Below are 22,612 nucleotides of genomic sequence, written 5' to 3'. Positions count from 1 at the left end.
ATTTAATAAGAGGTTCTGCTAATGTTTGATTCTATACATGAAGAATGCGGTGTTTTCGGTATTTATACCGATAAAACAAGCGACGTTGCCGCGCAGACGTACGTCGCTCTTTACGCCCTCCAGCACAGGGGGCAGGAAAGCTGCGGGATCGTTGTGAACGACGACGGAGTTTTCAGACAGCATAAAAATCTTGGACTGGTAAATCAGGTTTTTGATAAGGATACCCTTGAACGGCTCGGACAAGGCAATATCGCTATAGGTCATGTGCGCTATTCCACCACCGGAAACTGCAACGCCGCCAACGCTCAGCCGCTGGTAGTGCGCCATGTCAAGGGTCCGCTGGCTATAGCCCATAACGGAAACCTTACCAACGCCCGCGAGCTGCGCGAAAAATATGAAAACAAGGGTATGATATTCCATACCACAAACGATACCGAAGCGATCTCATATGCCGTTACCGAGGAGCGTCTTTCCTCGCCGTCAATTGAAGCGGCCGTGGAAAAAACAATGGACAAGATAAAAGGAGCGTATTCGCTCGTAATAATGTCTCCCTCCAAGCTTATAGCGGTAAGAGATCCCAACGGCTTCAGACCGCTTTCTCTCGGAAAGATCGACGGCGGATATGTGGTTTCTTCTGAAACCTGCGCTTTCGACAGCATAGGCGCTGAATTCATCAGGGACATCAAGCCGGGAGAAATTGTTATTATCGACAAAAACGGACTTCGCTCCGTTGAAAGCCACTGCGGCGGCAAGGGTACGATATGCGTTTTTGAATATGTATACTTTGCCCGTCCCGATTCGGTGATCGAAGGCTCCAGCGTTCATAAGGCAAGGCTCAGAGCCGGAAAATATCTCTGGCGTGAGCACCCTGTTGACGCCGATATAGTTATAGGCGTGCCGGATTCCGGACTTGACGCCGCTCTGGGATTTTCTCAGGAAAGCGGAATCCCTTACGGGATCGGCTTTATCAAAAACCGCTACATCGGCAGAACCTTTATTCAGCCGACGCAGAAGGAGCGCACCAATTCGGTGAAAATCAAGCTTAACGCCGTATCCAATACGGTAAAGGGCAAAAGAGTCGTTATGATAGACGACAGTATCGTAAGAGGAACCACCTCGGCAAGGATAGTAAGGCTTCTCAGAGACGCGGGCGCGAAAGAGGTTCACGTCAGGATCTCATCTCCGCCATTCGTCGGTCCGTGTTACTTCGGCACGGATATCGACAGCAAGGACAAGCTTATCGCCTGCCGTATGACGAACGAGGAAATATGCAGGCATTTGGGCGCCGACAGTCTCGGCTACCTCAGCGTTGAAAGCGTTAAGAAGCTTGCGGGCAATTCGGATTGCGATTTCTGCGTAGGCTGCTTTAATGAAAAATATCCTATAGAGGTTCCCAAGGAAATGCCGAAGGATAAATTTGAATACAGAATATCAGAGAACAAATAAGCGGTTTGCAGGGTAACAAACCGCTGTTGAGAATACATCTTGAAAGGATTTTATTATGAACAGTTACTCAAACAGCTACAAGGAAGCCGGCGTTGACGTTACCGCCGGATACAAAGCGGTAGAGCTTATGAAGCAGTACGTTGCCCGCACGATGACAAGCGGAGTTCTCAGCGGACTGGGCGGCTTCGGCGGTCTGTTCGAGCTTGATATGACAGGTATCTCAAAGCCTGTTCTTGTATCGGGAACAGACGGCGTAGGCACAAAGCTTAAAATCGCTTTTCTTATGGATAAGCACGATACCGTCGGAATCGACTGCGTTGCAATGTGCGTAAACGACATTATATGCTGCGGCGCAAAGCCTCAGTTTTTCCTCGACTACATTGCGGTCGGCAAGAATTACCCCGAAAAGATCGCTAAAATAGTTTCCGGAGTAGCTGAGGGCTGCGTTCAGTCCGGAGCGGCGCTTATCGGAGGAGAAACTGCTGAAATGCCCGGATTTTATCCCGTTGACGAATATGACCTTGCCGGCTTTGCCGTAGGAGTCGTGGATAAGGATAAGATACTCAAGCCGGATACCCAGAAGGCGGGCGACGTTATGATCGCCATCAAATCAAGCGGCGTTCATTCCAACGGTTTTTCGCTTGTAAGAAAGGTGTTCACAGTAAACGAATCGAACCTTGCAAGACATTATTCCGATCTTGGCACTACGCTCGGAAACGTTCTGCTCACGCCTACTAAGATATATGTCAAGGCTGTTATGAAGCTTCTTGACAGCGTAAAGGTAAAATCCATTTCACATATCACCGGCGGCGGATTCTATGAAAATATCCCCAGATCTCTGCCGGACGGACTGTCGGCTAAGATCGAAAGAAAAGCGGTTCAGGTGCTTCCTATATTCGATCTCATTGCTCAGACAGGAAATATTCCCGAAAGGGATATGTTCAATACCTTTAATATGGGCGTCGGAATGACGGTTGTTGTAGATAAAAACGACGCCGACAAGGCTATCAGCGCGATTAACAGCGCGGGCGAAGAAGCTTACGTTCTTGGAGAGCTTGTGGAGGGCGATTACGGCGTTGTTATCTGCTGACGTATTTTTGCGGCAGGTTCGTTCCGTTATCTTGAATGTATTCTGAGAATCATGTAATTAAAAAATCCTGCGGCGCGGCAGCCTGCGCGGCAAGCAAAGGAGAAGCTATGAAAAATATTTGCGTTTTGGTTTCCGGCGGCGGAACAAATTTGCAGGCTATGATAGACGCCCAGAACCGCGGGGAAATCAACGGCGGAAAAATCACCTGCGTTATTTCCTCCAAGGAGGATGCTTACGCTCTGAAAAGAGCGGAAAACAACGGAATTTCCACCAGAGTAATACCGAGAAAGGATTATCCCGACGCCGCGTCGTATACCAAGGCTATAACCGACGCGCTTATGGAGGAAAAGGCTGACCTGGTGGTTTACGCCGGATTTATGACAATCCTTGACGAGCAGATCGTCAAAGCATACCCTTACAAAATGATGAATGTGCACCCCGCGCTTATTCCAAGCTTCTGCGGTAAAGGCTTTTACGGGCTTCACGTTCACGAGGCCGTTCTGGAAAAGGGCGTAAAGCTTACAGGCGCGACGGTCCACTTCGTTACCGAGGTATGCGACGGAGGACCGATTATTCTGCAGAAGGGCGTTGCTGTTGAAAACGACGATACGCCGGAAACCCTTCAGAAAAGAGTTATGGAGCAGGCTGAATGGAAGATACTCCCCGAAGCTGTGTCGCTGTTCTGCGAGGACAGAATAACCGTCAGGAACGGCAGGGCTTATGTTGATCTTGCGGACTGAAATACAGAGGAGGAAAAATAATGAAAACACTTGACATTTATGAAGAGCTTAAATCCAACTCCTATCCCGGAAGAGGAATTGTGATCGGTAAATCCGCCGACGGGAAAAACGCGGTTACCGCTTATTTTATCATGGGCAGAAGCGTTAATTCCAGAAACAGGGTTTTTACCGAAACTTCCGACGGGATCAAGACCGAGGCGGCAGATCCGTCAAAGCTTACCGACCCGCACCTTATCATCTACTCCCCTGTCCGCGTACTGGGAAATAAGACTATTGTCACCAACGGAGATCAGACCGATACGATCTATGAGCTTATGGACAAGCAGCAGACCTTTGAGCAGTCGCTGAGAACAAGGGAATACGAGGACGACGCTCCGAATTATACTCCGAGAATCTCGGGAATCATGCACATTGAAAACGGCGCATATAATTATGCTATGTCGATACTTAAATCCGCGGACGGAAACCCTGACTGCTGCGAGAGATTTACATATACCTATACAAATCCGATAAACGGCTTCGGTCATTTTATCCACACATATATGGGCGACGGAAATCCCCTGCCGAGCTTTGAGGGAGAGCCTAAGAAGATCGCGGTACCGAACGATATTGAGGAATTTACAGCTAAGCTCTGGGAAAGCCTTAACGAGGACAACAAGGTTTCGCTTTTTGTAAGATACATTGATATTGAAACCGGCAAGGCGGTATCCAGAATAGTTAATAAATACAGTAAATAACAAGTGATTTCAAAAAATATGAACATAGGAGGAAATATAATGGCTAACGAAATGCTTTTAAAATACGGCTGTAATCCAAATCAAAAGCCGTCAAGAGTTTTTATGGAAAACGGCTCGGAGCTGCCTATCGAGGTGCTTAACGGAAAGCCGGGCTATATCAACCTGCTTGACGCCTTTAACGGCTGGCAGCTGGTCAGGGAGCTGAAAAAGGCGACCGGAATGCCCGCGGCAACTTCTTTCAAGCACGTTTCGCCTGCCGGCGCCGCGATCGGCAGACCGCTTTCGGATACTCTGAAAAAAATCTACTTTGTGGACGATCTTGGCGAGCTTTCTCCCCTTGCCTGCGCTTACGCGAGAGCAAGAGGCGCCGACAGAATGTCGTCCTACGGAGATTTTATTGCTCTTTCAGATGAATGTGACGCCTGCACCGCTAAGATGATCCAGAGAGAGGTTTCCGACGGAATTATCGCCCCCGGATACAGCGAGGAGGCTCTTGACATTCTCAAATCCAAAAGAAAGGGCACATACAACATTATAAAAATCGACGAAAACTATGTTCCTGAGCCTATCGAAAGAAAGCAGGTTTTCGGAGTTACCTTTGAACAGGGCAGAAACGAGCTTGACATAAACGACGAGCTGCTGTCCAATATTGTGACTGAAAACAAGGATATTCCTCAGGATAAAAAGGAAGATCTTCTCATCTCCCTTATCGCTCTGAAATATACCCAGTCCAACAGCGTATGCTACGTCAAGGACGGTCAGGCGATCGGCATCGGCGCGGGTCAGCAGTCAAGAATACACTGCACAAGGCTTGCGGGAAACAAAGCCGATATCTGGTGGCTCAGACAGCATCCCAAGGTTCTGGGACTTCAGTTTGTTGACGATATACGCCGTCCGGACAGGGACAACACCATTGACGTTTACATTTCGGACGAATATATGGACGTTCTGGCAGAGGGCGAATGGCAGAAGATGTTTAAGGTCAAGCCGGAAGTATTCACCAAGGAAGAGCAAAAAGCGTGGCTTGAAAAGAATACGGACGTATGTCTTGGCTCGGACGCTTTCTTCCCCTTCGGCGATAATATAGAAAGAGCTAAAAAGAGCGGCGTAAGATACATTGCCGAACCGGGCGGCTCGATCAGAGACGACCATGTTATCATGACCTGCAACAAGTATAACATGGCTATGGCATTTACGGGAATAAGATTATTCCATCACTAATCTTAATTTTATAGAGGAGAGTTTTATTATGAAAAAACTGCTTATCGCCGCTATGGCGGCATCACTCGTTATGGCTTTCACAGCCTGCGAAAGCGACGACGAATCATCGGAATCAGAGAAGGACTCAAAGGCTTCGGTAACCTCTTCGGCAGCTGCTGAGGAAAGCTCGGCTGATGAATCTTCAGGCGAGGAATCTGAGGCGGATGAATCTTCAAACGAAGAATCCGAAGCGGAAGTATCAGAGGCGGAGAGCTCTGACGCGGACGATTCTGAAGCTGACGCTGCGGAAAAGGGATACAAGGACGGAGTTTTCACCGGAACAGGCTACACGATTAAAGTAGACGAAAATCTCTGGACAGACGCTTCCGACACAGGTACAGCTTCAGGGCTTGAATGTATGTTCATGTACACCGGAGACAGCAGCGACGCTATGATGGCAACCGCAAACTTTAATATCCTCGCGCAGCAGGCGGGAGTTTTAGGTTCATATACTCCATCAGAATACGCTGAGATCGTAGAATCCCAGTACGACGCAATAGACGGATATGAGGTTACTGGTACGAGCGAAATTACGGTCAACGGAATGGACGGCTGTCTTGTTTCTCTTAACGTAAGCCAGTCCGACGCCTTTGTGATGAAAATGAATCAGGTTATCCTTGTAGAAAACGGATATATCTACGCTATAAGCTACGGCGCCGAGGAGTCTGTGTTCGATTCTGTTGAAAGCGATTTTAACGATGTTATAAATTCCTTTGAAATCATCTAAAACCATACCGATATTCACTGAACGCTGTTTGGTCGGCGTTCAGTGATTTCATATCATAAGCCGGCCGGAGCGTGTAAGGCATAATTCGCGCACGCTGCGGCGCGCTGTTTGTTCTTCAATTCTCAAAAGCCCGGAAAGGAATGATTGTAAAATGAAAATACTGGTAGTCGGAAGCGGCGGACGCGAGCACGCGATCATCAGAAAGCTTGCCCAGTCGCCGAAAGCCGAAAAAATTTACTGCACGCCCGGAAACGGTGGAATAGAAGCTGACGGAGCTGAATGCTTCGATATTTCCGCGACGGATATAGACGGAGTTGTACAGCTTGCGCAGCAGCTTGCCGTCGATCTGGTAGTTGTCGCCCCCGACGATCCGCTGGTTATGGGAATGGTGGACGCTTTGCAGGCAAAAGGCTTTATGACGTTCGGACCTAAGAAAAACGCCGCGATTATTGAGGGCTCCAAGGTGTTTTCCAAGGAGCTGATGAAAAAATACGGTATCCCCACCGCAAAATACGAAGTGTTTACAGACAGCGAGGACGCGATTGCCTATGTCAGGGAACAGAATACCTATCCCGCGGTAATTAAGGCTGACGGTCTTGCTCTCGGAAAGGGAGTTATCCTTGCTCAGAACGAAAATGAAGCGGTCGAAGCTATCCGTTCAATGATCGACGACAAAAAGTTCGGCGAAAGCAGCTCAACTATAGTTGTAGAGGAATATCTTACAGGTCCTGAGGTTTCTGTGCTTTCCTTTACTGACGGAAAAACTATGGCGCCAATGCTTTCTTCCATGGATCACAAAAGAGCTTACGACAACGACGAGGGTCTGAACACCGGCGGTATGGGCACCGTTGCGCCTAATCCTTACTACACAGAGGATATAGCAAAGGAATGTATGGAAAAAATCTTTATTCCTACAATGAACGCTATGAACGCCGAGGGCAGAACATTTGAGGGCTGTCTGTATTTCGGGCTTATGCTTACGCCGGACGGTCCTAAGGTGATCGAATATAACTGCCGCTTCGGAGATCCGGAAACGCAGGTTGTTCTCCCTATGCTTGAAACCGATCTGGTGGACATTATGGAGGCTATTTACAGCCACACTCTTTCCGGCGTCGACGTAAAATGGAGCGACGGCTGCTGTACCTGCGTAGTAATGGCAAGCGGCGGCTATCCCCTTTCTTATCCGAAGGGTCTGGAAATATCGGGGCTTGACAGCAGAGGACAGGTTGACGGCTGCGAGGTTTTCCATGCGGGAACAAAGCTTTCAGACGGAAAATTCCTTACAAACGGCGGACGTGTTCTCGGAGTGACCGCAAAAGGACTTACCCTTAAAGGTTCTATAGACAACGCCTATGCCGGCGCAGCAAAAATAAGCTTTGAAAACGCTCACTACAGAAAGGACATAGGGCAAAGGGCTATGAAAGCCCTGATCTCCGATCCTCTTGATCTGGAATACAAACAGGATCTTGAGGATTATCTTGAGGAAAACGGCGTTTATTTAAGACAGTAAAGCAAGCCGACAAAAATCTATCAATTGCAAAACAAAAACCGGACCGAGGACGAACCGCACCAAAGTATTTTAAAGCGTATTTACGCCTTAAACGCAGGTGCAGTCTGCCTCGCCCGGTTTTTATTATGAGGTTTTGTCAGGTTTCAGACTTTGTTCAGAAAGAACAGCTTATTTCAGCGCAGCCTGAACCCGTAAGCACGCAGCTGAGCTTATCGGGCTGAGAAAATCCGGCGTAGAGAGTAAATCCTGTTCCTTCCTTACGTCTTTTTCCGCAGCTGTCCACAACCATAAAGCTTTCGTTCGGAATTTCAAGCTCAACGGTTCTGCTTTCGCCGCTTTTAAGGCTTATACGCTTAAAACCGCAAAGAGAATAATTAGGGACGGCAAAATCGCTGCCGTGTATTTTTACATAAAGCTGCAAAACCTCGTCAGTGTTGTAATTTCCGTTATTTTTAACGGTACACACCGCCTTTCCGTTAGAAAAAGACAGGCTTTCGGCACGGCATTCGGAATAAGTCAGACCGTAGCCGAACGGATAAAGAATATTATCCTGAGTATAGCGGTAGGTCCTGCCCCTCATTGAGTAATCCTCAAAATCAGGCAGACCCTCAGCCGATCTATAAAAGGTGACCGGCAGCTTACCCGAGGGCGATATTTTGCCGAAGATAATATCCGCCAAAGCCCTGCCGCCCATTGCTCCGGGATACCACGCGCTTATCAGCGCGTTCATTTTATCGGTTCCTACGTTTACACAGCTGCCTGACGCAAGAACTATTACTGTAGGTTTTCCGGCTTTCAGCACCCGTTCGATCAGCAGCTGCTGAGCTTTCGGAAGCTGAAGATCAGTTTTGTCGCCGGCGGCGTAGGAGTTGCCCGTATCGCCCTCCTCGCCCTCCAGTCCGGCGTCAAGACCGACGCAGAGAATTACGGCGTCTGAATTTGCAGCAACCTCCTCAGCCTCCGAAAGTCTGTCGTAAGGAAGCGCCAGGTTTTCGCAGCTGTCCTTATACAGATGACAGCCCTCGGAATAATATACTCTGCCGCCGAATTCCTCTCGTATTCCCTCCAGAAAGGTAATGCAGCGGGACGAGGTTCCGCAGTAATTTCCATAAAGCGCTGCCCTGCTGTCGGCGTTTGGACCTATAACGCCTAGCTTTTTGATCCTGCTTTTATCAAGGGGCAGAATACCGTCGTTTTTCAGCAAAACCATAGACTTCTGAGCCAGCTCCAGCGACGCGGCGTTATGCTCGTCACAGTCGATACAGTCAAAGGAAATATCATCGTATTCGGTTTTCGCTCCCATTCCAAGCTTTAAGCGTATCTCCAAAGCCTTAGCCGCCGAACGGTCTATGTACTTTTCCTCCAGAAGCCCGTCCCTGACCGCTTTAACGGCGTGAAGGTAGGTATTTCCGCAATTTATATCACAGCCTGAGCTTATTGCCATAGCGGCGGATTCCTCAGCTGTTGAGGTCACCATATGGTGTGTGTGAAAATCTCTTATCGCCCAGCAGTCGGAAACAAAATATCCGTCGTAATTCCACTCGTTATACAGAATATCCATAAGGTGTGCCGAGGCGCAGGCAGGCTCTCCGTTCACACGGTTATACGCCCCCATTATTCCCTGCACTCCGGCTTCCGTCAGCTTTTCAAAGGCATAAAGATAGGTTTCCCTCAGATCCTTTTCGCTGACTAAGGCGTTAAACTCGTGGCGAACCGCTTCCGGGCCGCTGTGAACCGCAAAATGCTTCGCGCAGGCGGCGGTCTTAAGATATTCGCCGTTTCCCTGAAGGCCCTTGACAAAAGCCGTTCCCAGCGCCGCCGTAAGAAATGGATCCTCGCCGTAGGTTTCCTGTCCTCGTCCCCAGCGCGGATCGCGGAATATATTGACGTTCGGGCTCCAAAGGGTGAGTCCCTTATATATATCGTTGTCGCCCCGCTTATGAGCGTAGTTGTATTTTGCCCGAGCTTCGGTCGAAATAATGTCAGCCGCCTTAAAAATCAGCTCCGTGTCAAAAGCCGCCGCCATTGCAATGGCCTGGGGAAAAACCGTAGCCGTCCCCGCTCTGGCGACGCCGTGAAGTCCTTCGTTCCACCAGTTGTATGAATCTATACCAAGACGCGTAACAGCAGGCGAATCGTATCTGAGCTGTGAACATTTTTCTTCCAGAGTCATCTCGGATACAAGACGCTTCGCCTGCTCCTTAAAGCTTTTCACCGCCCCGACCTCCTTACTCTCGCACTAAAATCACACGTTAAACCTGAAAAGAACTATATCTCCGTCCTGCATATCGTAATCCTTGCCCTCAAGACGGACAAGTCCCTTTTCCTTCGCGCCTGTCATCGAGCCGCATTTCATAAGATCGTCAAAGGAAACTACCTCCGCGCGGATAAATCCCTTTTCAAAGTCAGTATGGATCTTTCCTGCCGCCTGCGGCGCTTTCGTGCCCTTTTTTATCGTCCACGCCCTTACCTCCGGCTCGCCTGCCGTAAGAAATGAAATAAGTCCGAGCAGAGCGTAACCCTCTTTGATTATACGGTTAAGTCCTGAGGTTTCAAGACCAAGCTCCCCCAGAAACATTGCCTTGTCCTCGTCGTTCATGTCCGCGATCTCAGCCTCTATCTGAGCGCAGATCGGGAACACCGCGCTGCCCTCGCTCTGCGCAATATCGCATACCGCCTTATAGTGCGGATTCGAGTCGATATTATTTATAAAGTCATCCTCAGACATATTTGCAGCGTAAATCACCGGCTTTAAGGACAGCAGCGGCGTTTCTCTGAGAAGCTCAAGCTCTTCGCCGGTCATTTCAAAGGCTCTCGCCGGTCTGCCCTCCTCAAGATGAGCCTTCAGTCTTTCCAGAAAATCCACTGCCGAAGCAAGAGACTTATCGCCCTTCATTGCTTTTTTCGTTCTGTCAAGCTTTCTCTCGATAAGCTCCACATCGGAAAAAATAAGCTCAAGGTCTATCGTTTCAATATCTCTCGCGGGATTTATGCTTCCGTCAACGTGCACAATATTATCGTCCTCAAAGCATCTTACCACATGAACGACAGCGTCCACCTCGCGGATATTTGAAAGAAACTTGTTTCCCAGACCCTCGCCCTTGGAAGCGCCCTTGACAAGACCTGCAATATCCACAAATTCAAGTACAGCCGGAGTAAACTTGACCGGGTTGTACATATCTCTCAGCTTTTCAAGCCTTTCGTCGGGAACAGATACTATTCCCACGTTTGGTTCAATTGTGCAGAACGGATAGTTTGCCGATTCCGCTCCTGCATTTGTCAGTGCATTAAAAAGTGTTGATTTGCCCACGTTAGGCAGACCTACCATACCTAGCTTCATATTTATTACGCCTTTCGTAAAAAATTATCACTTGAACGGATGTCCCCCGCCTCTTAGGCGGGAGTCCTCTACGTTCTTAAGTCGGGTACTGAATCCACGACTAAAGCCCTAAGGAGCAGTACCACTTATTGAATGGTTTTTACCCTTTCACATTTAAAGCCGCAGCTCATTATGCCGCCGAAAACCTACGGATCTCTTAATTACGTCGGCATAACCGCTTAAAAGCGGCATATCAGAAGGAATACGACTGAGTTTCGTCCTCCCACGGCTCACCGTCATCGTCATCGCTGAAATCATCGAAATCATCAGGAACAAAATTGTTGCCATTGTAGCTACCGATGATCATTCCCTTTTTAGCCGGGGCAAGAAAATAACCCGCGACAGCTCCGAGCAGAAACGAAGCCAGCAGCGCCCACCAATTTATCCTTCTGTTTTTTCTGTTCTCATTTTCCATGCTAAATCCTCCCGTATGTAAACAAAAGCCGAACGCTCCTGTATTAAACTTCGCTGATAATATTACTCGATTGATTTCAGAGATTCAACCATATCTATCTTCTTAAGCTTGAAATGCAGCACCACATTAACGGCGGCGGCAAACGCCATCGTAAGAAGCGCTCCCAGAATGTACGCCCACCATACAAGGGTACGGTTAAACATTACTATATCTATCTCGGTAGTTATAACCACGAAATAATGCAGTATCTTTCCCACCGCCAGACCGATCGCTATTCCTATAACCGCGGATATGATATTTTCCCTGTAAATATACGCCGAGGTTTCCCCGTCGTAAAAGCCCAGAACCTTTATAGTTGCAATCTCCCTTTTTCGCTCGGTTATATTGATATTTGCCAGATTATAAAGCACTATAACGGCAAGCAGTCCCGCGCAGAAAATGAGAAGCAGAACTATAGTATTCAGGCTGTCTACCGAATTTAAAAATCCTCGGCTGCTGTCGGTCTTGGACGTGATACCCAAAAAATCCTCCGAATCGCTTATAAGGCTTTCCTTGAAGGCGTTTTCGTCCGATCCGTCGGTAAGCTTTATATACGCCAGATTATAGACAGGTTCCTCTCCGTAAAGCTTTTCATAAAGCTCCGGCGACATATATACATAATGCAAAGCGTAGTTTTTGACTACCGCGCCTATACTTACGCTTACTCGTCCTTTATCATCGGAATAGATCTCAAAACTGCCGCCGGCTTCAAGATCAAGCATTTTCGCCAGCTTTTCGGTAATGATAACCTCATCGTCCCCCAGCCTGCACTCCTTTCCGCCGTCAACGCTTTTAAGCTGTATATAATCCCCCAGCAGCTCCTTTTCGCTTGGAACCACCACGCTTACCGACTGGGAATTATCTTCGCTTTCAGCCGTCGATTCAATCAGACAGAACGGTATACGGCTGTCTATTTCCTCAAAGTCCTCCAGCTTATCCGCAGGGGAAGGAGTTTTATCAAGGCTGTCCTGATTCATGACCACAACGGCGTCATAATCGAAAACCTCGTTGAACTGCTTGTCAGCAATTGATTTTATGGAGTATTTAAGCCCGAAGCCTGTCACGATCAGCGCGGTACAGCCGGCAACTCCTATCACCGTCATAAAAAACCGCTTTTTATATCTGAGCAGGTTTCTGACGGTCACCTTTGCCAGAAAGTCAAGACGCTTCCACACAAAACCAACCTTTTCAAGTATGACCCTTCTGCCCGAAACGGGAGGTCTTGGCCTCATAAGCTGTGAGGGCTGAGCTTTAAGCTCTCTTATACACGAATACACCACAGCCGAGCAGGTGCAGATCAGCGATACGGTCATGCAAAGTATCATGTAAACAGGCTTGAAGGGAGTATCTATGCTCGGAATATTATACATTATCTTATAGCTGTCATAGATTATATACGGGAAAACCTGAAGTCCGACAGCAGTGCCTATACAGCTGCCCAGAGCCGCGGCGAGCGCCGCATAGACCAGATACTTTGAAATTATCCTTCCCGACGAATAGCCCAGCGCCTTGTAGGTTCCTATCTGTATCCTCTGCTCCTCCACCATTCTGGTCATAGTAGTAAGACAGACAAGGGCGGCAATAAGAATGAAGAATACCGGGAACACCTTGGCAACGGCGTCTACCTTTTCACTGTCGTTTTTAAAGGAGCTGTAGTCCGTGCTTGAAAATCTGTCCGACTCGTAAACTTTCAGCTCCGGCATGGCTTCCAGCTGTTCTCCCGCAGCGGCTATCTCTGCCTTTGCCTGCTCAAGCTGAAAAGCATATTTTTCATCAGCCTCTGTTTTTCCGTCGTTTCTGGAGCTTATAAGCTCCTCAAGAATATCAAGCTTGTCCTGAGCCTGAATAAGCTGCGATTTCATCAGATAGCCCTGCGCCGATTCCTGATTGCTCATTGCGTCATACTGAGCCTGAAGCTGCTCCAGATCTGAGGTCCCCTGCCGCTTCATCTCCTCAAGCGCGGCGGTATCTGAGGACAGAACCTCCTCCAGCGTCTGTGCCTTCAGCTCCGCGCTTTCAAGCTCCGAACGGGCGTCTGACAGCAGCCGGTCATATCTGGACTGAACGCTTGCGGTAAACGCCTCAACGGCTTTATCCTTCTTTTGATTTACAGCGTCGGTATACTCCTGCGAAAAGGGATCGTATTCGTCCAGCCCCTCAAAGGTTATGTACAGCTCGCTGTAATAATCCAGCACAAAATCCTCCTCGGGTACGATTATATAGCTGTTGACCGTTCCGTTTCCCACGTTGGTAGCGTCCCTTTCGTATCCGATATACAGAGGCGACGTAACTATCCCGACTATCTCAAAGGTATCGGTAGCAAAGGAATCCAGAATATCCTCGTCCTCGGTAGGAGATGAAATAGTAAGCTTATTTCCGACTTTAAAGGTATCAGGCGTGGACATTTTCACCTCGACCACGCATTCGCCTGATTTTTCCGGCATTCTTCCTTCCAGCAGAACAGGGCTGTTGATACGGTTGGGGCTTTCGCCGGAAACCTTCGCGTTATAGGACATAACCTTTAAAACGCAGTTCTGGTTGTTATAATAGTAGAAAACGTCTTTTGAATACCCCGGAAGAGCGCCCTCCACTCCTCCGGCGTTTCTCACAGCCTGAACGTCCTCGGATTTTATGCCTATATTCGACATAAGCTTATAATCCATCAGATTGTTGTCGATGAAATACTGAGAAGCAGTATCTATCATATCAGGCATTGTCGCCTTGATTCCCGAAAAGAATCCGCAGCCCAGCGCGATAATAGTAAAAATAGAAAGGAACCTGCTCAGCGAATTTTTAATTTCACGCACAGTATCAAGCAGCATAGCATTTTTCATTTTTACCGGCTCCTTTCCGTAAAAATCATTTCGCGTCTACAAATCCTACCTTGCGGTATACCTTCGTAAGGATTCTCTGGGTGATTCTTTCGGCTCTCTGAGCTCCGTCAACGTAACATTCCTTCAGATAAGCCTTATCGTTTATAAGCCTTGAAAACTCGCTTCTTACAGGCTCTAAATGATCGGCGACCGCTTCTCCGACAGCAAGCTTGAAATCGCCGTAGCCCTTGCCGAAAAATTCAGCTTCTATCTCGTCCATAGTCTTTCCGGTAACCGCTGAATATATAGTCATAAGATTGTTAATTCCGTCCTTGCCCTCGGCATACCTTACCTCGGCTTCGGAATCTGTAACCGCTCTCTTGAATTTGCGGATTATAGTATCCTTATCGTCAAGTATAAGAATACAGGCGTTAGGATTCTCATCAGACTTGGACATTTTCTTGGTCGGCTCCTGCAGCGACATTATCTTCGCTCCCGCCTTAGGTATATACGGCTCAGGCAGAGTAAAGAATTCGCCGTAACGCTGATTGAACCGCTGCGCTATGTTTCTGGCAAGCTCCAGGTGCTGTTTTTGATCGATACCGATAGGAACAAGATCGGCGTTATACGCGAGAATATCGGCCGCCATAAGCACAGGATAGGTAAACAGTCCCGCGTTGATGTTGTCCGCGTGCTTGGCGGACTTATCCTTGAACTGAGTCATTCTGGTAAGCTCTCCGAACTGCGTGGTACAGCTTAACACCCAGCTAAGCTCGGCGTGGCACTTATTATGACTCTGGAAAAACAGTATAGATTTTTTAGGGTCAAGTCCGCACGCCTGAAGCAGAGCGTACGCCTGCATGGAATTCTGCCTCAGCTTAACGGGATCCTGCCTTACAGTTATAGCGTGAAGGTCTACTATTGAATAAACGCAGTCATATTCGTCCTGAAGCGGCCCCCAGTTCTTTACCGCCCCAAGGTAGTTACCCAGCGTGAACGTGCCTGTAGGCTGGATACCGCTGAAAATCAGTTTCTTGTTTTCACTCATCTCATTCGCCCGGCAGTCTGAGCAATGCCGGACTTTCCTCCGTTTCTTAATTGATTTATTCTGCATTGATCGGCAGATAATTGCAATAACACTGTCATATTACGCTCATACGTTGTAATTATGTGTGCGGGTCATCCTCTCCCCCGCTCTCGTCGACGCCTATTCTGCGCACATCGAAAACGTACTTTACCGCTCCTATAATAAACAGCAGCGGAGCCAAGATCAGAATATACATTACCACATTTTCGGAAAGCACCGCTCCGAAAAGCATAATAGAAAGTATCGCCGCAGCGTCAAGCGCGAGAAAGCATAGATATGTCCTGACCGCCGAAAGCGCGGGAGCGGGATTTTCACCGCTGTCCTTTCTGACAAAGCCGGTAAGCGAGGGTCTGAAAATCAGGATAAGAAATACAACCGCGGCGGCTATGCTTATAACGCCGTTGATAACAAAGGAATTGCTGTTTACATCAACTATATCAAGGTAGATGAGAAAGCAGTCGGCGGCGGCGCATGAGCACAGCACAAAAACCGAAACCGTCGTCAGAACGATCTGCAGCAGCGTAAAGTTGACCTTCATAATATTCCTCGGACGACCTCCGAGCGGACCTCCCTCCTGTTTAGACTATTTGCTCTGAAGCACGGCTATCGCACAGCTTTTTGTGCTCTCCGGCAAAGCGGATCATAAGGACGGCTTTGGCAATTACAGCGTTTTGCCTTATTCTCCGAACATCTCCTTAGAAAGCCTGCCCACCATTTCACAGCCCTTTACTATCTGCTCGTCAGTTGGCGTGGAGAAATTGACTCTGAAGGAAGTGGTCTTATCAGTTTCGTTGACCATAAACGCCGTTCCCGGTACCAGAGCCACCTTATATTCCTGCACCGCTCTGGAACAGAAGGACATCATATCGCAGTCCGAAGGCAGCGTACACCAGATAAACAGTCCGCCCTCAGGCTTTGTGCAGGTAACCTTGCTTGAAAAATTCTTTTCTATCGCGTCAAGCATAAGAGAGCATTTATGCTTATATATCTCTCTGAGAGAAGCAAGGTGCTTATCCATATCGCACTTTGTAAGGAACTTATAAGCCAGGACCTGAGCCCAGATATTAGAATGAACGTCAGCTACCTGCTTGCAAACGACTATTTTCTGAATTATCTCCTTCGGTCCCACAGCGTAGCCTACGCGTATTCCGGGAGCCAGCACCTTGGAGAAGGTTCCTGAATACACTACGTTTCCGCTGTTATCCATGCTTTTGATCGTCGGAATATCCTCTCCGGCAAATCTGAGATCGCCGTAAGGGTTATCCTCCAGAATAACCGTATTATATTTCTTTGCCAGCTCAAGCACGGCCTTTCTTTTTTCAAGACTCATGGTATTACCGGTAGGATTCTGAAAATTCGGGATCAGATATATAAGCTTTACCGTTCCTCCGCTCAGAACCTTCTCCAGCTCTTCAAGATTTATACCGTCAGGGTCAAGAGTAACTCCGCGCAGATCGACATTGTAGGATTTGAAAGCGTTGAGCGAGCCTATAAAGCAGGGCGCCTCGCAAACTAGCGTATCCCCCTCGTCGCACATTACCTTGGCGGTAAGCTCGTTTGCCTGCTGAGCTCCGCTGGTTATGATAAGCTCGTCGGCTTCCGGATCAAATATGCCGTCTTTTTCCAGACGCTTTTTAAGCTCGTCCCTCAAAGGCGTATATCCCTCGGTAACGCTGTACTGAAGCGCAAGAATAGGGTCTTCCGCAAAGATCTCGGCAGAAAGCTCGGTAAGCGTTTCAACGGGAAATGCCTCGGGAGCGGGATTTCCGGCGGCAAAGGATATAACCTCCGGGTCTGCGGTAAACTTTAAAATCTCTCTGATAGCAGAAGCCTGAAGATGAGAAACCTTTTCTGAAAAATCATAATTCATTATAAACATTCCTTTCAGCAGATCACCGATCTGCAATAAATATTCTGACATTTTATTATAACATACTTCTGAGAAAAAATAAAGACCTTTTATATTTTTTAATTGCATTTTCACCGATAAGCATTCAACCTTGCTGAAATCGGTTTTGGACAGCCTGCTGTAATAACGTCCCAAAGCTTGTCATAAAATAGAAAGAGTAAGAAAAGCGGAGGTATGTGTTTTGAAAAAGCAAAGTTTTCTCAAGGGGTCCGCCATTCTTATGGGAATGGTCATAATCACAAAAATTCTGGGGCTTATGTATAAAATTCCGCTTACGCATATGCTGGGCGGAACGGGAATGGGTTACTTCTCCAGCGCCTATGCGGTTTTTACGCCTATATTTGCAATAGTCGTTTCAGGAATCCCCTCGACAATATCACGCATGGTGGCGGAAAATTACGCCTTCGAGAGATACCGCAACATACGGAAAATAAAAAGAGTATCTATGCTTTTATTCAGCGCTCTGGGTCTGGCGGCGTCGCTGCTGGTTATCGCTCTGTCCGGGCTGCTGTCCTCGGGAGTGATACACGAGCCTTCGGCGGTTTGGTCCCTTATAGGAGTAGCTCCCTCGGTTTTTCTGGGCACTGTAATGTCTGTTGAAAGAGGCTACTACGAAGGGCTTAGAAACATGATCCCTACGGCGGTATCTGAAATAGTTGAAACGGTGTTCAAGCTTATATTCGGTCTCGGCTTTGCATATGCGGTAATGAATTGCGCGGAAAATTCCTTTTATCAGACAGGCGGCTGCTTCGGACGGTTCTGCCGTACGATTGACGACGCCCGCGCGGCTGCTCTGCCGTTCGTGACCGGCGCGTCTATACTGGGAGTATCGCTGGCTACCGCAATAGGCTGTCTTTACATAATAATTTCAGGAAAAATACACGGCGACGGAATAACCCGGCGTATGCTGGAGCAGGACAGATCTACGGACAGAACCGCCGCGCTTTTAAAGCGTCTTATCAAATACGCGGTGCCTATAGCTGTAGCCTCGGTAATAACTACTCTGACTAATATGATAGACCTGATCACAATAAACCCCTGCCTTTCAAAGGCGCTGGAAAAAAACGAAATGCTTTTTTCCAGCCTTACCGAAAACGATCTGACCTTGCGGACGCTTCCAAACTTCGTGTACGGCTCGTATACCGGCCTGGCAGTGACAATATTCGGGCTTGTTCCGACGCTTACGGCTATGTTCGGCAAAAGTATTCTTCCCAATCTGGCTGAATCATGGGCAAAAAAGGATCACAGCTGTATACAGAAAAACCTGTCGGGAATGCTTTTTATAACTTCTGTAATAGCTGTGCCGTCGGGAATTGGAATAAGCCTTTTGTCAAAGGAAATACTTGAATTTCTGTACGGCGGAAGAGTAGACGAAATAGCCGTATCCGTAGTTCCGCTCGCGATACTGGGAGCGGGGGTCATATTTATGGGTATATCTATCCCCTGCTTTTCAGCGCTGCAGACAATAGGCAGCGCAAGGCTTCCGGTGATCATAATGCTTGCAAGCGGAGCGGCGAAGCTTATTTTCAACATTATTCTTATTCCTGTCCCTGAGCTGAATATATGCGGCGCCGCGATCTCCACTGTAATTTCACAGGGTATAATTTGCATATGGTCCGCCGCGGCTCTGCTTAAAACCTCGGGAGTAAAAATAAGTGCAAAGGAGATATTTGTAAAGCCGCTTTTTTCAGGTGTTCTCTGCGGAGCGACTGCCAGATTATTATATGATGTTACGTCGGTTTATCTTCCTTTTGATCTTAATCACCGCGTTATATTGCTAATTTCCATATTTGCAGGTAGCATAATGTACTTTTTTTCACTGTATTTATTGTGCGTTTTGCCGAAAAAGCAGATTAAATCGTTTTTTTATAAAAAAATTTATAAAACCTATTGAAATTTTTTTCGATTTGAGTTATGATTATAAGGTATCCTTTGGATTTCAGGGAGGTATTTAGGGCTATGCAGGACGATATCAAGAGCATATTAAGCAAGGAATCCTACAATGTTTATGATCTTGCAGAGATAGTCAGGATACTCCGAAGCGAAAACGGCTGTCCGTGGGATAAGGTTCAGACTCATCAGTCTATCCGCAAGGATTTTCTTGAAGAGGTTTACGAAGTGATAGACGCTATAGACTGCGGCGATCCTCAGATGCTTCGGGAGGAGCTGGGGGACGTACTGCTTCAGGTGGTTTTTCATACGGAGATCGAAAAGGAAAAAGAGATATTTGACTTTGACGACGTGGCTAACGACGTATGCCGAAAGCTTATCATAAGGCATCCGCACGTTTTCGGCAATACCGACGCCGACAATGTTGATACGGTGCTGAAAAACTGGGACGCCATAAAAAAGGAAACCAAGGGACAGGAAACGTATGCCGATACGCTCAAAAGCGTGCCGAGGGTATTTCCCGCTCTAATGAGGGCTCAGAAGCTGGGCAAGCGAGCAAAACGCGCAGGAATGGATTTTGCCTGCGCAGAGGACGCTCTTAAATCTCTTGAGGACGAGATACGGGAGCTTAGGGAGGCTGTTGAAAGCGGCAGAAAAGACGATATTTCCGAAGAACTGGGCGACGTTTTATTTTCATGCTGCAATACGGCAAGGCACCTTGAGCTTGACGCGGAGGAAGTCCTTACAGCGGCGAGCGACAAATTTCTATCGCGGTTCGAGCAGACCGAAAATTTAATAAGGCAAGATGGGCAGGATATGAGCGCCCTGAGCATAGATGAGCTTGACGTCTACTGGCGTAAGGCTAAGAAGTGTATGAAGCATTAGTTTTCTTTACAGACAGAGTTTTGATTTTAGGCTTATACATTTCGTCAAAAACAATTTGGAGGTACTGAAAATGACAAAGGCAGAATTGATCAATCTGATTGCTGAAAAAGGCGAATATTCAAAGAAGGACGCTGAAAAGGCGCTTTCAACGGTAATTGATTCCATCAGCGAAACTCTTGAGAACGGCGAGAAGATCTCTCTCGTAGGCTTTGGCACATTCGAGGTTCGCGACAGAGCGGCTAAGGAAGCTATCAATCCTCTTACCAAGGAGCCTGTACACGTTCCCGCTAAGAAGGTTCCCGCTTTCAAGGCAGGAAAAGCTCTTAAGGAAGCCGTTAACAAGTAATTTTACAGCGGAAGCTTTGAACCTAGCCTGACTTGGTTAGGTTCTTTTTTATACAGATACTGTAAATTTGTCTTTCAACTAAAGCAGGATTTATATATGAAAGATACCAAATAATATACGACTGCTTTATCTGTTTGGTAACGTGTATTTTTTTATATGAAAGGAGTAACGCAGATATGAGATTGGACAAATACCTTAAGGTCACAAGGCTGATAAAGAGGAGAACCGTCGCTAACGAAGCCTGCGACGCGGGAAAAATAACTGTGAACGACAAGGTAGCCAGAGCGTCTTACGACGTTAAAACCGGCGATATAATTCAGATAAACATGGGGCAGAAGCCTCTTAAGGTAAAGGTGCTCAGCGTTTCTGAGCACGCGACCAAAGAAACCGCTTCTGAAAATTATACAGTAATTGAATGATCAAACAAGGGTCTGCTCCGGATATCCTGATGAGGGGCAAACCTCTATTAAAAGCAAGAAGCAGACTTCCGTATGTTACGAAGGTCTGCTTCATATCTATATTTACTTCTCATGCATAAACTGCTTATGTTTTTCCTCATACTTATGCTTAGTCGCAAGCCCTCCTCTGATATGTCGCTCCCGCTTATTTTCCTCCAGAATCGCCTTTACCTGCTTATACAGCTGCGGAGACGTTTTAGGCAGTCTATCGGTAAGATCTTTATGTACCGTTGATTTGCTTATCCCGAATTCTTTCGCTGTTGCTCTGACGGTAGTTTTGTGGATAACCATATACTCCCCCAGCACCACTGAGCGGTCCTTATCTGTTTCTGTCATCTATCTCACTCCAATACTTATGGTGTTGTATTAGAGTGTATGCTCAAGGACGCCGGTTTATGTTTGTCCTGCCGATATTGTAAAATTTATTCAGTCATTTTGTGTCAGTCTGCTGCCTGTAAACAAGAAATACGCCTGCACAGCAAAAGTATGCAGACGTATTAATTTACTTTCTATCAAAGCTGGGGTTAAAGGCATAGAAATTCTTAGAATCCAGCATATCCTGAACCATGCGAAGTCCTTCGCCAAAGCGCTGGAAGTGAACGATCTCACGCGCTCTGAGAAACTTTATCGGATCCCTTACGTCCGGATCGTCGGCAAGACGCAGGATATTGTCGTAGGTAGTACGCGCTTTCTGCTCAGCCGCCAGGTCCTCAGTAAGATCTGTTACAGCGTCTCCTGTAGACTGGAACGTACTTGCTGAAAAAGGCACGCCGGACGCGGCTATAGGATAAACGCCCGTAGTATGATCCACAAAGTAAGTGTCAAATCCGCTTTCCTTTATTTCCTTCATTGAAAGATTTCGGGTCAGCTGGTATAATATCGCAGATACTATTTCCATGTGAGCGAGTTCATTTGCCCCTCAATGATATATATAATTATAAAATGAAACAAAAAAGCCCTCCCGAACCTCGAGAGGGCTTTCGCCATATCTCACATCAAATATCCGCTTTGTTGATCCACCCAGTCACATACAGTCCGATCGGTAATTTGCCGCAATTACTCTTTTTGTTGGTAATGCGTATACGATTATTAACTACAGCATTGTCGTAAATGTAATAAGCGCCGCTCTTTTTTACGCCGGATTTGGCTGTCGCGGAAACGTACAAGGTCGTATTTTTAAGCGTTATCTGCGTGCCCTTTGTATAAGACTTAGCCGAGGTCTGCGGTTTGGCAGACGATGAGGACGAAGCTTTTTTAAATCCGTTAAAGCCGCCTTTTTTGATCGTCGTCGGGTAATCAACATAGCAGTAATCGCAATCCACGTTGCCGGATATACCGCTTACTTTTCCTTTGCTGCTGTACTGCCATATGCCGTAGCTTCCGCTGTAATTGCATTTGCTGCTGTATTCGGCTATCCACAGCGCGTAGCGTTCAGCTACATCGGCGGATATATATGTCTGCAAAGGCGAACGGCTGATATAAAGCCCTGTAAAATATCCCGCCTCCTCAAGCGAGTTACAAAAAGCTTTTACTATGCTGTCACAGAAGCTTTTGCCTTTCGCGAACTGCTTCTGTTCCTCCAAGTCAAAGAAAATCGGCATTTCAAAAGTTTTACCCTTTATCGCGGCAAGACATGATTTTGCTTCCTGCTTTGCCGCTTCAACGCTGTCCGCATAGCTGTACCAGTACGCTCCGACATTAAGTCCTGCCGCTTTAGCGTTCTTGTAGTATTCCTCGAAACGTGGGTCGATCTGCTTAGGATATGCCAAAGCGTTTCCGTAGCCGGCGCGGATTATTACAAAATCAATACCCGCCGCCTTTACTTTTTTGAAGTCTACCTCGCCCTGATAGTATGATACGTCTATTCCTTTAGTTTTCATA

The 22,612-nt window shown here is 47.3% G+C and carries 19 protein-coding genes and 2 pseudogenes; 11 read left to right on the top strand and 10 right to left on the bottom strand.

Going from position 1 to position 22,612, the window contains the following annotated elements; translation table 11 throughout:
- The first annotated feature begins 21 nt into the window (after window positions 1-21).
- The 7 genes from purF to purD all read left to right on the top strand — a co-directional run bounded on the left by purF (window position 22) and on the right by purD (window position 7,510).
- Window positions 22-1,446, top strand: coding sequence for an amidophosphoribosyltransferase (gene purF, locus EIH25_RS02730; protein WP_124098388.1), 1,425 nt, complete (start codon window positions 22-24; stop codon window positions 1,444-1,446).
- 55 nt (window positions 1,447-1,501) lie between these two features.
- Window positions 1,502-2,536 (top strand): phosphoribosylformylglycinamidine cyclo-ligase, encoded by a 1,035-nt coding sequence (gene purM, locus EIH25_RS02725; RefSeq protein ID WP_124098386.1) that lies wholly within the window; start codon window positions 1,502-1,504, stop codon window positions 2,534-2,536.
- A 107-nt stretch (window positions 2,537-2,643) separates the two neighbouring features.
- Window positions 2,644-3,276, top strand: a complete 633-nt coding sequence (gene purN / locus EIH25_RS02720) for a phosphoribosylglycinamide formyltransferase (protein ID WP_124098385.1) — start codon at window positions 2,644-2,646, stop codon at window positions 3,274-3,276.
- Window positions 3,277-3,296: 20 nt separating this feature from the next.
- Window positions 3,297-4,013: an IMP cyclohydrolase gene (locus EIH25_RS02715; protein ID WP_124098384.1), complete on the top strand. Its 717-nt coding sequence runs from the start codon at window positions 3,297-3,299 to the stop codon at window positions 4,011-4,013.
- Window positions 4,014-4,052: 39 nt separating this feature from the next.
- Entirely contained in the window at window positions 4,053-5,234 is a 1,182-nt protein-coding gene (locus tag EIH25_RS02710; protein WP_124098383.1) for a phosphoribosylaminoimidazolecarboxamide formyltransferase, read from the top strand.
- 28 nt (window positions 5,235-5,262) lie between these two features.
- A complete protein-coding gene (locus tag EIH25_RS02705; RefSeq protein ID WP_124098381.1) occupies window positions 5,263-6,000 on the top strand; it encodes a hypothetical protein in 738 nt (245 codons plus the stop codon).
- A gap of 151 nt (window positions 6,001-6,151) precedes the next feature.
- Entirely contained in the window at window positions 6,152-7,510 is a 1,359-nt protein-coding gene (purD, locus tag EIH25_RS02700; protein WP_124098380.1) for a phosphoribosylamine--glycine ligase, read from the top strand.
- A gap of 154 nt (window positions 7,511-7,664) precedes the next feature.
- Here the strand turns inward: purD and EIH25_RS02695 are convergent.
- The 7 genes and pseudogenes from EIH25_RS02695 to EIH25_RS02665 all read right to left on the bottom strand — a co-directional run.
- A pseudogene (locus tag EIH25_RS02695) lies at window positions 7,665-9,728 on the bottom strand (glycoside hydrolase family 3 C-terminal domain-containing protein); the annotation flags it as partial.
- Between the two features lie 27 nt (window positions 9,729-9,755).
- Window positions 9,756-10,850, bottom strand: coding sequence for a redox-regulated ATPase YchF (gene ychF, locus EIH25_RS02690; RefSeq protein ID WP_124098379.1), 1,095 nt, complete (start codon window positions 10,848-10,850; stop codon window positions 9,756-9,758).
- A gap of 232 nt (window positions 10,851-11,082) precedes the next feature.
- Complete coding sequence (locus EIH25_RS02685) at window positions 11,083-11,304, bottom strand: hypothetical protein (protein WP_124098378.1); 222 nt, start codon at window positions 11,302-11,304, stop codon at window positions 11,083-11,085.
- A gap of 62 nt (window positions 11,305-11,366) precedes the next feature.
- Window positions 11,367-14,177 (bottom strand): ABC transporter permease, encoded by a 2,811-nt coding sequence (locus tag EIH25_RS02680; protein WP_243113070.1) that lies wholly within the window; start codon window positions 14,175-14,177, stop codon window positions 11,367-11,369.
- A 25-nt stretch (window positions 14,178-14,202) separates the two neighbouring features.
- Complete coding sequence (gene trpS / locus EIH25_RS02675; RefSeq protein ID WP_124098377.1) at window positions 14,203-15,204, bottom strand: tryptophan--tRNA ligase; 1,002 nt, start codon at window positions 15,202-15,204, stop codon at window positions 14,203-14,205.
- Between the two features lie 118 nt (window positions 15,205-15,322).
- Complete coding sequence (locus tag EIH25_RS02670) at window positions 15,323-15,781, bottom strand: hypothetical protein (RefSeq protein WP_124098376.1); 459 nt, start codon at window positions 15,779-15,781, stop codon at window positions 15,323-15,325.
- 138 nt (window positions 15,782-15,919) lie between these two features.
- On the bottom strand, window positions 15,920-17,113 hold the full coding sequence (locus tag EIH25_RS02665; protein WP_124099647.1) for a PLP-dependent aminotransferase family protein: 1,194 nt from the start codon (window positions 17,111-17,113) through the stop codon (window positions 15,920-15,922).
- Between the two features lie 220 nt (window positions 17,114-17,333).
- Here EIH25_RS02665 and EIH25_RS02660 point away from each other — a divergent pair, with 220 nt between their 5' ends.
- From EIH25_RS02660 to EIH25_RS02645, 4 genes are all read left to right on the top strand, one after another.
- Window positions 17,334-19,046 (top strand): polysaccharide biosynthesis protein, encoded by a 1,713-nt coding sequence (locus tag EIH25_RS02660; RefSeq protein ID WP_124098375.1) that lies wholly within the window; start codon window positions 17,334-17,336, stop codon window positions 19,044-19,046.
- Between the two features lie 65 nt (window positions 19,047-19,111).
- On the top strand, window positions 19,112-19,927 hold the full coding sequence (gene mazG, locus EIH25_RS02655; RefSeq protein WP_124098374.1) for a nucleoside triphosphate pyrophosphohydrolase: 816 nt from the start codon (window positions 19,112-19,114) through the stop codon (window positions 19,925-19,927).
- Window positions 19,928-19,997: 70 nt separating this feature from the next.
- On the top strand, window positions 19,998-20,273 hold the full coding sequence (locus tag EIH25_RS02650; RefSeq protein ID WP_124098373.1) for an HU family DNA-binding protein: 276 nt from the start codon (window positions 19,998-20,000) through the stop codon (window positions 20,271-20,273).
- A 176-nt stretch (window positions 20,274-20,449) separates the two neighbouring features.
- Window positions 20,450-20,692 (top strand): RNA-binding S4 domain-containing protein, encoded by a 243-nt coding sequence (locus tag EIH25_RS02645; RefSeq protein WP_124098372.1) that lies wholly within the window; start codon window positions 20,450-20,452, stop codon window positions 20,690-20,692.
- A gap of 102 nt (window positions 20,693-20,794) precedes the next feature.
- Here the strand turns inward: EIH25_RS02645 and spoIIID are convergent, their stop codons facing one another.
- The 3 genes and pseudogenes from spoIIID to EIH25_RS02630 all read right to left on the bottom strand — a co-directional run bounded on the left by spoIIID (window position 20,795) and on the right by EIH25_RS02630 (window position 22,611).
- Window positions 20,795-21,067 (bottom strand): sporulation transcriptional regulator SpoIIID, encoded by a 273-nt coding sequence (spoIIID, locus tag EIH25_RS02640; RefSeq protein ID WP_124098371.1) that lies wholly within the window; start codon window positions 21,065-21,067, stop codon window positions 20,795-20,797.
- Between the two features lie 166 nt (window positions 21,068-21,233).
- Window positions 21,234-21,641: pseudogene (locus EIH25_RS02635) on the bottom strand (manganese catalase family protein); the annotation flags it as partial.
- An 85-nt stretch (window positions 21,642-21,726) separates the two neighbouring features.
- A complete protein-coding gene (locus EIH25_RS02630; protein WP_124098369.1) occupies window positions 21,727-22,611 on the bottom strand; it encodes a glycoside hydrolase family 25 protein in 885 nt (294 codons plus the stop codon).
- Window position 22,612 lies beyond the last annotated feature (1 nt).

Source organism: Ruminococcus sp. Marseille-P6503, assembly GCF_900604945.1.
Taxonomy (GTDB): domain Bacteria; phylum Bacillota; class Clostridia; order Oscillospirales; family Ruminococcaceae; genus FB2012.
Note: the sequence above shows the minus strand (reverse complement) of the source record. Positions and strands in the feature narration are given on the sequence as shown.

What these genes read in the sequence shown, in the direction of transcription:
- EIH25_RS02665 (WP_124099647.1), bottom strand. Translation starts at nt 17,113, where the DNA reads ATGAATTATGATTTTTCAGAAAAGGTTTCTCATCTTCAGGCTTCTGCT.
- purM (WP_124098386.1), top strand. Translation starts at nt 1,502, where the DNA reads ATGAACAGTTACTCAAACAGCTACAAGGAAGCCGGCGTTGACGTTACC.
- purN (WP_124098385.1), top strand. Translation starts at nt 2,644, where the DNA reads ATGAAAAATATTTGCGTTTTGGTTTCCGGCGGCGGAACAAATTTGCAG.
- EIH25_RS02680 (WP_243113070.1), bottom strand. Translation starts at nt 14,177, where the DNA reads ATGAAAAATGCTATGCTGCTTGATACTGTGCGTGAAATTAAAAATTCG.
- EIH25_RS02630 (WP_124098369.1), bottom strand. Translation starts at nt 22,611, where the DNA reads ATGAAAACTAAAGGAATAGACGTATCATACTATCAGGGCGAGGTAGAC.
- EIH25_RS02715 (WP_124098384.1), top strand. Translation starts at nt 3,297, where the DNA reads ATGAAAACACTTGACATTTATGAAGAGCTTAAATCCAACTCCTATCCC.
- EIH25_RS02645 (WP_124098372.1), top strand. Translation starts at nt 20,450, where the DNA reads ATGAGATTGGACAAATACCTTAAGGTCACAAGGCTGATAAAGAGGAGA.
- purF (WP_124098388.1), top strand. Translation starts at nt 22, where the DNA reads ATGTTTGATTCTATACATGAAGAATGCGGTGTTTTCGGTATTTATACC.
- EIH25_RS02705 (WP_124098381.1), top strand. Translation starts at nt 5,263, where the DNA reads ATGAAAAAACTGCTTATCGCCGCTATGGCGGCATCACTCGTTATGGCT.
- trpS (WP_124098377.1), bottom strand. Translation starts at nt 15,204, where the DNA reads ATGAGTGAAAACAAGAAACTGATTTTCAGCGGTATCCAGCCTACAGGC.
- EIH25_RS02670 (WP_124098376.1), bottom strand. Translation starts at nt 15,781, where the DNA reads ATGAAGGTCAACTTTACGCTGCTGCAGATCGTTCTGACGACGGTTTCG.
- ychF (WP_124098379.1), bottom strand. Translation starts at nt 10,850, where the DNA reads ATGAAGCTAGGTATGGTAGGTCTGCCTAACGTGGGCAAATCAACACTT.
- mazG (WP_124098374.1), top strand. Translation starts at nt 19,112, where the DNA reads ATGCAGGACGATATCAAGAGCATATTAAGCAAGGAATCCTACAATGTT.
- EIH25_RS02685 (WP_124098378.1), bottom strand. Translation starts at nt 11,304, where the DNA reads ATGGAAAATGAGAACAGAAAAAACAGAAGGATAAATTGGTGGGCGCTG.
- spoIIID (WP_124098371.1), bottom strand. Translation starts at nt 21,067, where the DNA reads ATGACAGAAACAGATAAGGACCGCTCAGTGGTGCTGGGGGAGTATATG.
- EIH25_RS02710 (WP_124098383.1), top strand. Translation starts at nt 4,053, where the DNA reads ATGGCTAACGAAATGCTTTTAAAATACGGCTGTAATCCAAATCAAAAG.
- purD (WP_124098380.1), top strand. Translation starts at nt 6,152, where the DNA reads ATGAAAATACTGGTAGTCGGAAGCGGCGGACGCGAGCACGCGATCATC.
- EIH25_RS02650 (WP_124098373.1), top strand. Translation starts at nt 19,998, where the DNA reads ATGACAAAGGCAGAATTGATCAATCTGATTGCTGAAAAAGGCGAATAT.